This window comes from Sediminibacterium sp. (genome assembly GCF_019264485.1).
In the GTDB taxonomy this organism is placed as follows: domain Bacteria; phylum Bacteroidota; class Bacteroidia; order Chitinophagales; family Chitinophagaceae; genus Sediminibacterium.
The window spans coordinates 29,112-40,135 of record NZ_JAHVAA010000015.1; the positions used below are offsets into that span (position 1 = coordinate 29,112).

The 11,024-nt window shown below is 41.6% G+C and carries 10 protein-coding genes; 4 read left to right on the plus strand and 6 right to left on the minus strand.

Annotated features, from left to right (window positions below; translation table 11 throughout):
- Window positions 1–44: 44 nt before the first annotated feature.
- Genes KXJ59_RS14795 through KXJ59_RS14805 form a run of 3 tightly spaced genes read right to left on the minus strand, consistent with a single transcriptional unit; the run spans window position 45 to window position 3,631 of the window.
- Window positions 45–1,316, minus strand: a complete 1,272-nt coding sequence (locus KXJ59_RS14795; protein WP_295206348.1) for a hemolysin family protein — start codon at window positions 1,314–1,316, stop codon at window positions 45–47.
- A gap of 15 nt (window positions 1,317–1,331) precedes the next feature.
- A complete protein-coding gene (locus KXJ59_RS14800) occupies window positions 1,332–2,999 on the minus strand; it encodes a glycosyltransferase family 39 protein (protein WP_295206350.1) in 1,668 nt (555 codons plus the stop codon).
- Between the two features lie 8 nt (window positions 3,000–3,007).
- A complete protein-coding gene (locus tag KXJ59_RS14805) occupies window positions 3,008–3,631 on the minus strand; it encodes a phosphatase PAP2 family protein (protein ID WP_295206352.1) in 624 nt (207 codons plus the stop codon).
- A 107-nt stretch (window positions 3,632–3,738) separates the two neighbouring features.
- Between KXJ59_RS14805 and KXJ59_RS14810 the strand changes: the two genes are divergently transcribed.
- The gene (locus KXJ59_RS14810; RefSeq protein ID WP_295206354.1) at window positions 3,739–4,119 is read left to right on the plus strand and encodes a hypothetical protein; all 381 of its coding nucleotides are present in this window, start codon (window positions 3,739–3,741) and stop codon (window positions 4,117–4,119) included.
- A gap of 11 nt (window positions 4,120–4,130) precedes the next feature.
- Here KXJ59_RS14810 and KXJ59_RS14815 read toward each other — a convergent pair whose 3' ends face one another.
- Complete coding sequence (locus tag KXJ59_RS14815) at window positions 4,131–4,874, minus strand: class I SAM-dependent methyltransferase (RefSeq protein ID WP_295206357.1); 744 nt, start codon at window positions 4,872–4,874, stop codon at window positions 4,131–4,133.
- Window positions 4,875–4,957: 83 nt separating this feature from the next.
- Between KXJ59_RS14815 and glmM the strand changes: the two genes are divergently transcribed.
- The 3 genes from glmM (at window position 4,958) to KXJ59_RS14830 (ending at window position 8,175) form a co-directional block, all read left to right on the plus strand.
- Window positions 4,958–6,337: a phosphoglucosamine mutase gene (gene glmM, locus KXJ59_RS14820; RefSeq protein WP_295206359.1), complete on the plus strand. Its 1,380-nt coding sequence runs from the start codon at window positions 4,958–4,960 to the stop codon at window positions 6,335–6,337.
- A gap of 123 nt (window positions 6,338–6,460) precedes the next feature.
- Window positions 6,461–7,588: a cysteine desulfurase family protein gene (locus KXJ59_RS14825; RefSeq protein WP_295206360.1), complete on the plus strand. Its 1,128-nt coding sequence runs from the start codon at window positions 6,461–6,463 to the stop codon at window positions 7,586–7,588.
- A 92-nt stretch (window positions 7,589–7,680) separates the two neighbouring features.
- Entirely contained in the window at window positions 7,681–8,175 is a 495-nt protein-coding gene (locus KXJ59_RS14830; RefSeq protein WP_295206362.1) for a hypothetical protein, read from the plus strand.
- A 97-nt stretch (window positions 8,176–8,272) separates the two neighbouring features.
- Here the strand turns inward: KXJ59_RS14830 and KXJ59_RS14835 are convergent, their stop codons facing one another.
- On the minus strand, window positions 8,273–9,808 hold the full coding sequence (locus KXJ59_RS14835; protein WP_295206363.1) for a sigma 54-interacting transcriptional regulator: 1,536 nt from the start codon (window positions 9,806–9,808) through the stop codon (window positions 8,273–8,275).
- A 71-nt stretch (window positions 9,809–9,879) separates the two neighbouring features.
- Window positions 9,880–10,977, minus strand: coding sequence for a VWA domain-containing protein (locus KXJ59_RS14840; protein ID WP_295206365.1), 1,098 nt, complete (start codon window positions 10,975–10,977; stop codon window positions 9,880–9,882).
- Between the last annotated feature and the right edge of the window lie 47 nt (window positions 10,978–11,024).

Sequence of the window (11,024 nt, forward strand, 5' to 3'; positions counted from 1 at the left end):
TAACAAGGAGAAAGGGAGAACGAGAGGTGTATTTTTAATATACCTTATTCACTAATGGAAACCAGTATTTTGTCTATGCGGTGCTGGTCCATGTCTACGATTTCGAATTTGAACATTTTCCAGTCGAGGGTATCGCCCGTTACCGGTATTTTTTCCAGTTCATGAATGATAAAGCCGGCCAGGGTATCGAAATCGCGGTCGCCTTCCATCATCCATTCTGTTTTATCGAAATGGGTAAGGAAATCGTAGAATGGTATCTGCGCATCTACCAGAAAACTGCCATCGGCTCTTTCCTTAATTTCATAAGCCTCGTCTTCTTCCTGTGGAATATCGCCCACAATGGCTTCCAGGATATCGTTCAATGTAATCAATCCCAATACAGAACCATATTCATCCACAATAAAGCAATGATGAATTTTGGTTTGCTTGAATTTCTCCAGCACCTGATAAGCTGTATTGTTTTCAGGCACATACATGGCGTCTTTCATGAGTTCACTGATCCTGCTGCCCGATTCGGCGGCAAACAGGTCTTTCAACGAAACAACTCCTTTTATATGATCAACATCTTTTTCGCAGACCGGATATACGGAGTGCATATTTTCCATTACCTCATCACGCACCCTCATAACTGTATCTTCTACTTCCAGCCAAACAATATCGCTGCGGTGGGTCATGAGAGAAGTAATATTACGGTCGCTCAGGTGAAATACCCGTTCAATGATTTCCTGTTCTGCTTCTTCAATGGTACCCTGTTCTGTTCCCTCACTGATAATCGCTTTTATTTCTTCTTCCGTCACCTGGTTATCATTGGGCTTCATATTGAGCAGACGCATAATGAGATGAGAGGATTTACTCAGCAGCCATATAAAAGGATAAGTGATCCAGGAAATGATACGCATGGGTCCGGCAACCGATTTGGCAATGCCTTCCGGATTACTGAGGCCAATTCTTTTAGGCACGAGTTCGCCCAATACCAGCGATAAATAAGTTACGATAATAACGATGATGGTGGTAGCTACGGTTCCGGCATAATCGCTATCCATACCATACCCTTCGAGCCATACTCTCAGTGGTTCTTTAAAGGTTCCGCCTGAATAGATACCTGTTAAAACCCCTACCAGTGTAATACCAATTTGTATGGTAGATAAAAAAGTATCGGGATGATTGGCCAGTTCCAGTGCACGTTTGGCATCTACATCACCTTTCGCCGCCTGGGCTTCCAGCCTTGCTTTACGCGCAGAAACCAAGGCAATTTCTGCCATGGAAAAAAAACCGTTCAGGATAATAAGACCCAGTATGATCAATATTTCAGTCATAATAATTTCAGGTTTCTAAGGTCGGCCATCAAGGTCAACCAGCACATATGGCATTGTTTCTTTTGCTCTTGTTTCAGGATTCAGAAAGGGCAGACTTAACATGCTTACCCCATAGTATGCTCCCTCAAATATAGTATTCAGGTTGGGAAAGCGTTGTTGAAGTGCGGAAAGACTCTCTTTTCGGGTAATCAGCACCTCATCCGGACGGAGCAATAAACTGTCTGTTTTACGCTGAAAAATATGTTTCCCATAAAAATGGAGCGCCCTGCTCTCATCGATATTATACAGTATCACTTTTTCTTTGTTGATGTTTTTTTCCTCCAATACTTTGGCTACTGTATTACCAAACTGATACCGCAAAAGTTGCGGATAAAAACCCGACGCCAGACAGAAATTCACACCAATTACCGTAAACAATGCCATTTGCATCAGTTTGTGCATACTGCTAAAGGGTTTAAAGAGTATAAAGAGGTAGGTTAATAACCCCACCACACTCACTACTTTAATCAGCAAATGAATGGCCGGGAAGGGCCATACCATCAGTATAATAACTGCTACCCACAACAAAGAGAAAATTACTGTATGTATCCAAAAAAGTATTCGGGTGAGTCCCGGCTTTTTTGCTTCAAATAATAAAGCATAAACCGTTCGGGCTGTAATGATGGCCGCCAGAGGCAGTACCACAAAAATATAATGGGGTAACTGTGCCTGGCTTCGGGCCAGAATACAATAAGTGATGATGAAACCACCGGTACTGATCCACTCCTCTGTTACCCCTATCCTGAATTTTTGTTGAACCAATTGCCGGATGGTAAATACCAATCCAAGCAGGAAAAAAATAATCCAGGGAAGAAAACTCCAGAGCATATTCTCCAGCAGAAAAGTAAAATGATTCATTTCATTGAATACATTTTCACCGGTATATCGACCAAAACTTTGTGTCCAGTAATAAAAACGAAGTCCCGATTGTATGGCCCTCCCATGAAATACTTTACCGGGTTCCAGATCGTATTGCTGATAAAGACCAATACTCATGGGTATTAATAACACTGCTACCAGGAGTATACCTGCAATATATTCCCACCTGAAAAACTGCTTCCACTCTCTTCTCAATATAAAATGTGGTACAAAAGCAAAGGCTGGTATCATCAGGGCAATAGGCCCTTTGGTCATCATGCCGCCTGCTATGGCAGCAAAACCCAGCAGGAAATGTTTCCATCGATGGGTCTGGTACCAGGCAGCCAGTTGCCATAAACTGAGGATTACCCAACCCATTAACATGGTATCGCAGCGTACATCATGTACCATTAAAAAAACAGCCTGTGAGGAAGCCAGCACGATGGCTGATAATTGTGCAATGGTGCGATGATAAAACAATAAAGCAAGCTGGTAAGTAGCATACACCCCCAATAATAACATGAGAACAGATGGCAATCGATAGGCCCAGTCGAATACACCAAATAATTGCAGGCTGAGTGAGGATAACCAGAACAACATGGGCGGCTTATCGAGGTAATCAAACCCTAAATCGTAGAGCTTCAGGTAGGAACCGTTTTCCATCATTTCCCTGCTCATGGATGCATATTGTGCCGCATCGATATCGATTACAGGTATTTGCCACATGGATATGATATACACCACCACACAGGCTGAGAGGATGAAACCAAATAATCGATTATTCATAGGGAAGATTATAAAGGTTGACCGATACTGATCAAACCAATTTTCTTGTTATAGTATTTAGCAGTGAGTGTACCGATACCCATACCCAATAACGCACCCATGAATACATCAACCGGATAATGTACACCCACATATACCTGTGCATAGCTGATGGTGGCGGCCCATACCAATAACCACCGGCTCCATTTGCCCATAAAATGTTTGGTGGTAAGAAATACAAAGACCGCGAAGCCGAAGTGATTGGTCGCATGCGATGAAGTAAAACTAAACCCACCGGAACAATGCTCCAGTAACAAACGCATTTTACCCACCAGTGCTTCTTCATTGCAGGGGCGGATTCGGGCAACCCATTTTTTGATGATTGAACTGCTGACCTGATCGGTAAGGGTTACATTGATAACGGCAAATAATATCCATACCCAGCCTTTCTTACCAAAATTCATCAGGGCAAATACTATCAGAAAAAGGTAGAAAGGCGCCCATAGTTCAGAATCGCGCCATAGCGGAAGAATGGTATCGAGTACCGGGTTGGTGAGTACCGTATTGATTTTCAGGAACAACCATGTGTCCAGTTCCAGAACCAGGTTGAGTAGCCGTTGAAAAAAATGCTGAAGCAATGTATAATTGTTCATTATAGTGTAAAGGTACTGTTTGACCCATGCTTTACAAAAGCCGGTGGTTAATAAAGTTTTAACAAAGAAAGCTTGTATTGACAAATCAAATGGTGTATTTTTCTATTATGAAACAACTACTGCTATTTGGCTTTTCTCTCGTAATTGTAATAGCTGTCTGGGGTCAGCAAAAAAAAGAAGCAAATTCAGTGATGAGTATGCAACAGTATTTAGACAGTGTAAAGAAAAAGAACGAGGCCCAATTAAAAACACCTCTTGATTTATTGAAGAAAAAGCAGCCCATTCTTATGCAAGAGCAATTCAGGCCAAAAATTATCATGCCGGCTTATGTAAATAAAAATGTAATGCCCGTATTATCGCCCGACAGTAGTTATGTGTACAATATGCCGGGAACACATGCATTCGACAAATCAAAAGCAAAGGGTGGAGCCATTTTTGTAGGGGGTAATATGTGGAAGCTTCCGGCAGCCATCAGCGAAAAGAAATAGTATAATACCACTCAGTTTTTCTTAGCCAGAATAATCATTCGCGGAGAACGACGAACATCGTATCGGCCTAACTGATAGTCTCCAAATACTTCCTGTACCTGCATTCCCTGATAAGCCATCATATCGGTGAAATCGCCCAAAGAAAATTTTGCCACCCTTTCTGTGTACAGGTGATGTGGATTTTTATGTGTATGATCTGTTACCTGTATCTGTTTAAAAAAATGTTCCTCGTCCTGCCATTTGGTAATATGAAAAGCCACATCCTCTGTTTCTGTTGTAAAAGATTTATCGAGATGGTCTTCTGCATAATGTACATTGAGGTAATCGATGATAAAATATCCCCCATGTTTTAAACTCTGCGCAATGGTTCGGATGGCATTATCATGCTCCCGTCTTGTTCTGAAATAACCAAAGCTGGTAAAGAAATTAAATGCATAGTCGTAATAGTTTACCCTGAATGGTAAACGCATATCATGCTGATAAAAATGAAGCCTGTCTGTTTCTTCTTCTTTTGCCGCGCTTACAGATGCTGCAGAGAGATCAATACCAGTTACATCAAACCCCATTTCTGCGAGTGCTTTGCTGTGTCTTCCTTTACCGCAGGCCACATCTAACATGGTTGAACCGGGGGTGGGTTGAAGAAAGCGTATCAGTGTGTCGATAAATGCAAGCGCCTCACGATCATCTCTGTGCTGGTATAACAAATGATAATAATGAGAATTGAACCAATCCTTAAACCACGCTTTATCCGGCATAAAAACACTTTGATAAAGCGAAATTACAGCAAGCAGGCTTACAAAAAATTTGAATTATGTTTGCAGGCGCTAAAAACCCTATCATGGCATTGATTAAAAGCATCTCAGGTATTCGAGGAACCATTGGCGGTAAGCCCGGTGAAACATTAAGCCCTTTAGACGTAGTTCGTTTTACTGCAGCTTACGGCACCTGGCTGTTACAGCAGTCTGGCAGCAATAAAAAAATAGTAATTGGCCGCGACGGACGTATCAGTGGTGAAATGGTTCAGCGACTGGTGGTGAGTACACTGAATGCCCTTGGACTTGATGTTGTAGATCTTGGATTAAGCACTACGCCTACTGTTGAAATGGCCGTGGTATTTGAAAAAGCAGCGGGTGGTATTATTCTTACTGCCAGCCATAACCCCAAAGAATGGAATGCCCTGAAACTGTTGAATGAGAAAGGAGAATTCATCAGTGGTGCCGATGGCGCTGCCATGTTAGACATTGCTTCCAAAGACGACTATGAATTTGCTTCTGTAGATAAATTGGGTACTTATACAACCAACGATGAGGCATTACAGCAACATATAGATGCCGTACTGGCTTATCCACTGGTAGATGTGTCGCTTATCAGGAAAGCCAAATTCAATGTAGTATTGGATGCCATCAACAGTACTGGTGCCATTGCTGTTCCGCTCTTGTTAAAAGCGCTGGGCGTAAAAGTTACGGTACTGAATGGCGAAGTAAACGGACGTTTTGCCCATAACCCCGAACCACTGCCCGAACACCTGCGTGAACTTTGTAATGAAGTAGTAAAACAAAATGCGCATTTGGGTATTGCTGTGGACCCTGATGTGGATCGTTTATGTTTTGTTTGCGAAGACGGATCATTGTTTGGTGAAGAATATACACTTGTTGCTGTTGCCGATTATATTTTACAGCATAGAAAAGGCAATACAGTAAGTAATATGTCATCTACCCGTGCCTTAAAAGATGTAACGGTAAAACATGGAGGCACTTACACGCCAAGTGCCGTAGGTGAAGTAAATGTGGTTACCAAAATGAAAGCTGTAGATGCGGTAATCGGCGGAGAAGGAAATGGAGGCATTATTGTACCCGATCTGCATTATGGCCGCGATGCTCTTATTGGCATTGCATTATTTCTGACACACCTGGCCAAAGAAAAAAAATCGGTGAAACAATTAAGAAATACTTATCCGGATTATTTCATGAGTAAAAACAAAATTGAACTCACTGCCGGATTCGATCTTAAAAAGATTTTTGACCACATCAAAAAGAAATATAAAAAACACCCCATCAATACAGAAGACGGATTGAAAATTGAATTTGAAACCGACTGGGTACATTTACGCACCAGTAACACTGAGCCCATCATCCGTATCTATGCAGAAAGCAATTCTGAAACTGTTGCAGCGAATATTGCAGGAAAGCTGATTAAGGATATACAGGAAGTGCTTTAAAAGTTAAAAACCAAAATTTAAAAATCAAAAAAATCCTTGGGAGTTCTTTTGCTAAGAAAAACCTGATTATCAGCCTTTTTGAATTTTGATTTTTGCCTTTTGACTTTTCATTACTTTTGCGGCATGGAAAGGATATACCTGGATAATGCAGCTACCACCCCACTCGATCCCGTGGTACTGGAAGCTATGATGCCTTATCTGACCAGTCAGTTTGGCAACCCTTCATCTATTTACAGTTATGGCCGTGAGAGCCGTCTTGCCATTGAGAATGCCCGTAAAACCGTGGCAAAGATCCTGAATGCTCACCCAGCGGAGATATTTTTCACCAGTGGGGGCACCGAGAGCAGTAATACTGCTATTACAGCTGCAGTGCGCGATCTGGGTTGTAAGCATATCATCTCTTCCGTAATCGAACACCATGCCACTACCCATACAGTTGAACATATGTATCATTCGGGTGAGGCGGCACTGAGTTATGTAAAGCTGTTACCCAATGGACATATTGATCTTGAAGACCTTGAGCGTTTACTCGCCGAAAGTGAAGAAAAATGCCTGGTTTCATTGATGCATGCCAATAATGAAATTGGTAATATTCTCGATATACACGCTGTGGGTGAATTATGTAAGCTGTATGGTGCCATTTTTCATAGCGATACAGTGCAGACGGTGGGCCACTTCCCTTTTGATCTGCGCAATACACCTGTGCATTTTATTACAGGCGCCAGCCATAAATTCCATGGACCCAAAGGGGTGGGTTTATTATACATTAATGAGAATGTAAAAATTAAACCTTTTGTTCACGGCGGAAGCCAGGAAAGAAATATGCGTGCAGGTACAGAAAACCTGTATGGCATTGTAGGTTTTGCCAAAGCATTGGAAATGGCTACTCAAAACCATGAGCAAGACAGTACCTATATCAAAAGTCTGAAAATATACATGATGGAACAGTTGAAGAAACATATTAAAGGTGTTTCTTTCAATGGCGATACTTTGGGACGTTCTTTGTACACCGTAATCAGTGCCAGTTTTCCCAAGACAGAAAAAAGTGAGATGATTTTGTTCAATCTAGACATCAATAATATCTGCGCCAGTGGTGGTAGTGCCTGTACCAGTGGTGCCGATCAGGGTTCACATGTTATCAGGGCTGTTAATAATAACCCGAATCAGGTAACAGTTCGCTTTTCTTTCTCAAAAAATAATACCAAAGAAGAGATTGATAAAGTAGTGGAACAGTTGAAAGAAATGATTTGATCATATATCACATGAATGGGTGATATTGTATGAATGGCTCGCTTATAAACAGCGAAACAGGCAATTTTGGTGTCAGGTATAAAAACTGAACCATGAAGCAAATATTACTTTCCCTTTTTTTACTGATCACAGTTGCCGGCACTGCCCTCTACGCACAGCAAAGAGATGCTGATTTACCCGGACCTCCCGCTAAATCCATCTATGGAGAAATTGGCGGCCCGGGTCTTTTCTCTGCTAACTACGACCAACGTTTTAAAGGACAAAAAGGATGGGGATTTCGTGTAGGCATGGGCGGAATAGGGTTTATCAATTCCGGTATTTTTGCTATTCCTGTAGGTTTTAATCATTTATCGGGAAGCGACGGCCACTATCTCGAACTGGGTGCCGGTGCCAGCGCTATTACCATTACCGATGGAGAAGATATTTTCGACAACAGCAGTTCTACTGTTTTTGGATACCTGAATTTTGGTTATCGTTACCAGCCCGAGAAAAAAGGATTTACTGCAAGGGTATTTATTTCACCGCTTATTACCGGCGCTGGCGTTTTCCCATTCTATGGAGGCATATCCGCCGGTTTCAAATTCTAAATTTTCTCTCCGCGAAATCTTTGCTTACTCCTTTCTCTGCGGTGAATTTACTCGAATATTCACCGCAGAGAAAGAAGTAAACAGAGGTTTCGCAGGGTTAATTATAATCTTCCTCTTCACTATCAAATTGCATATCGCCGAGGTTCATCATGCTGCCGATGAGGTCCTTGAATTCTACTTTTCCTTCAATGGTTCTTTTACTGATTAATGAATAAGCGGCGAGACCATGTAAAACAAATTCCATCAATAATGCCTGTTGTTTTTCATTGGCCTGGGGAAAATATTTTTTAACAAATGCATACAGACCATCTACTTTATATAAGGTTTGTATTCTTACCTCGTCTTTACTATCCATCAGGAGGTCGAGGTGATTGCCTCCATCGAACCAGCGGATAATAGATTTGTAAGGATTCTCCGGTTCCTTTTCTTCCATTGATTTTTTCCCTGTCGGTCTTCTTTTTTTAACCTGCTCCGGGTTAGGAAAATAGGTGATAAACTGTGAGCGGATAGCTTTATCAAGCAGGTTCACTGCTACCTGGTATGGTCCCTCCTGCTCTCCTTCATATACCAGTTCTATTTTACCGGTAATGGCCGGAATAATACCACTCAGGTCGCTGATCCATACCTGTGTTTTTTCTTCCCCATGTATCAGTGCCCTTCTCTCTGCCGTACTCACCGCATTTTCAAATGCTGCTATCGTTAATCGGGCACTTACACCACTTTTCTTATCTACATATTCATTGTTACGTGCTTCAAAAGCCACCTGTTCTATCAATCTTTTAATGAGGTCACTAATATCTACCAGCGAAGCCTGGTCTTTACTTAACACCGCCTCCTGTTCTGTGATGGCCAGTGAATGTTCAATTGTTTTTGGATAGTGTGTGAGTATCTGGCTCTGTATCCTGTCTTTTAATGGAGTAACAATACTGCCCCGGTTGGTATAGTCTTCGGGATTGGCAGTAAAGACAAAAAGAATATCAAGTGGCATTCTTAACTTAAAGCCGCGTATCTGTATATCTCCTTCCTGCAGAATATTGAATAAAGCCACCTGTATCCTTGCCTGCAGATCGGGTAATTCATTGATTACAAAAATACCCCGGTTGCTCCTGGGTATGATACCGTAATGAATTACTTTTTCATCTGCAAAACTCAGTTTCAGGTTGGCGGCTTTAATAGGATCAATATCACCAATCAAATCAGCTACACTCACATCCGGTGTAGCCAGTTTTTCCCCATACCTTTCGCTGCGATGCAGCCAGCGGATTGGTGTTTCATCTCCCTGTTCCGCAATTAAGTCCTTTGCAAATTTGCTCAGTGGCGCCAATGGATCATCATTGATTTCTGAACCAGCTATTACCGGTATATACTCATCCAGCAAATCAACCATCTGTCTGGCCATACGGGTCTTGGCCTGACCACGCAAGCCAAGGAATAAGATATTATGTCTGCTCAGTATAGCCCGTTCAGTATCGGGAATAACAGTGTCTTCATAACCGATAATACCCGTAAAAGGCTGTTCTTTTTGTTGAATGGAGCGAATCAGATTTGCTCTGATTTCTTCTTTCACTGAGCGTGGTTTGTAACCACTCTTTTTAAGTTGCCCTAATGTATTAATGTCCTGTATCTTCATCATATTTTTTAGTATATAAATATCACCTGCTCCGGATTAAAATCCGGAGCAGGGTTTTATAGTATCTTTTATAATTAATAAACCGTTCTCCTTTTGCCACTTTCGAAGTCCTTAAAAATAAAGGCTCCGAGTTTATCTAAGCTGGCAAAGAAAGCCTTACCATTATTCATTTCTGTAAACTCCTGTACAAATTTTTGCAGATAAGGATCAGAAGCAATCATGAATGTGGTTATGGGTATTTTCAGCTTCTTACACTGTGCTGCCAGATTAATACAACGATTCACCACTTTCCTGTCTAACCCAAAACTGTTTTTATAATAACGGCCACCAATTTTTAAACAGGTAGGTTTACCGTCGGTGATCATAAATATCTGTTTGTTCGGATTCTTTCTTCTTCGCAGTAAATCCATGGCCAATTCAAGTCCGGCAACAGTATTCGTATGGTATGGTCCTACCTGCAAATAAGGGAGGTCTTTTATTTCTATGCTCCATGCATCATTTCCAAATACTACAATATCCAGCGTGTCTTTGGGGTATTTGGTGGTGATGAGTTCACTGAGCGCCATGGCTACTTTTTTGGCGGGTGTTATCCTGTCTTCACCATATAGAATCATGGAATGAGAAATATCGATCATCAGCACGGTGGAAGTCTGTGTTTTGAAATCGCTTTCCCTGATCTGAAGATCATCTTCCTGCATGGAAAAACTTTCTATCCCACGATTAATTTGTGCGTTGCGAATACTTTCTGTAAAATCAATCTGTTCCAGCATATCACCAAACTGAAAGGGTCGCGTATCGGGATTGATCTCATCTCCCTGACCCGGTTTGAATGTCTGGTGATTACCCTGTTTACTTTTTTTGAGTTTTCCGAATATCTCTTCCAGACTTTTTTTACGGATGGTTTGTTCTGATTTTGCGGTGATATTAAAGTTTCCGCTGGCCGGGTCTTCGTTTAGGTATCCATTCTGTTTCAGGTCTTCGATAAAATCGCCCATACCATACTCATTATTGGTAAGCTGGTATTGTTTATCGAGTTCATTCAGCCATTGCAAAGCTTCTCCTGCATCGCCGTTGGTATAGGTAAGCAATTGCATAAACAGGTTGAGTAATTGTTCAAACTTACCCTGGCTGTTCTCATTGGGATCGAAATGTATAAATCTGTGTCCGAGCATGTCTCTGCAATTTAACAAGTAAAAAGACTGAATGGTTTGCGATATGA

Excerpts from the sequence above, each read along its gene's own strand:
- KXJ59_RS14815 (WP_295206357.1), bottom strand. The coding sequence starts at position 4,874 with ATGCCGGATAAAGCGTGGTTTAAGGATTGGTTCAATTCTCATTATTAT.
- KXJ59_RS14825 (WP_295206360.1), top strand. The coding sequence starts at position 6,461 with ATGGAAAGGATATACCTGGATAATGCAGCTACCACCCCACTCGATCCC.
- KXJ59_RS14795 (WP_295206348.1), bottom strand. The coding sequence starts at position 1,316 with ATGACTGAAATATTGATCATACTGGGTCTTATTATCCTGAACGGTTTT.
- KXJ59_RS14810 (WP_295206354.1), top strand. The coding sequence starts at position 3,739 with ATGAAACAACTACTGCTATTTGGCTTTTCTCTCGTAATTGTAATAGCT.
- glmM (WP_295206359.1), top strand. The coding sequence starts at position 4,958 with ATGGCATTGATTAAAAGCATCTCAGGTATTCGAGGAACCATTGGCGGT.
- KXJ59_RS14805 (WP_295206352.1), bottom strand. The coding sequence starts at position 3,631 with ATGAACAATTATACATTGCTTCAGCATTTTTTTCAACGGCTACTCAAC.
- KXJ59_RS14830 (WP_295206362.1), top strand. The coding sequence starts at position 7,681 with ATGAAGCAAATATTACTTTCCCTTTTTTTACTGATCACAGTTGCCGGC.
- KXJ59_RS14800 (WP_295206350.1), bottom strand. The coding sequence starts at position 2,999 with ATGAATAATCGATTATTTGGTTTCATCCTCTCAGCCTGTGTGGTGGTG.
- KXJ59_RS14840 (WP_295206365.1), bottom strand. The coding sequence starts at position 10,977 with ATGCTCGGACACAGATTTATACATTTCGATCCCAATGAGAACAGCCAG.
- KXJ59_RS14835 (WP_295206363.1), bottom strand. The coding sequence starts at position 9,808 with ATGATGAAGATACAGGACATTAATACATTAGGGCAACTTAAAAAGAGT.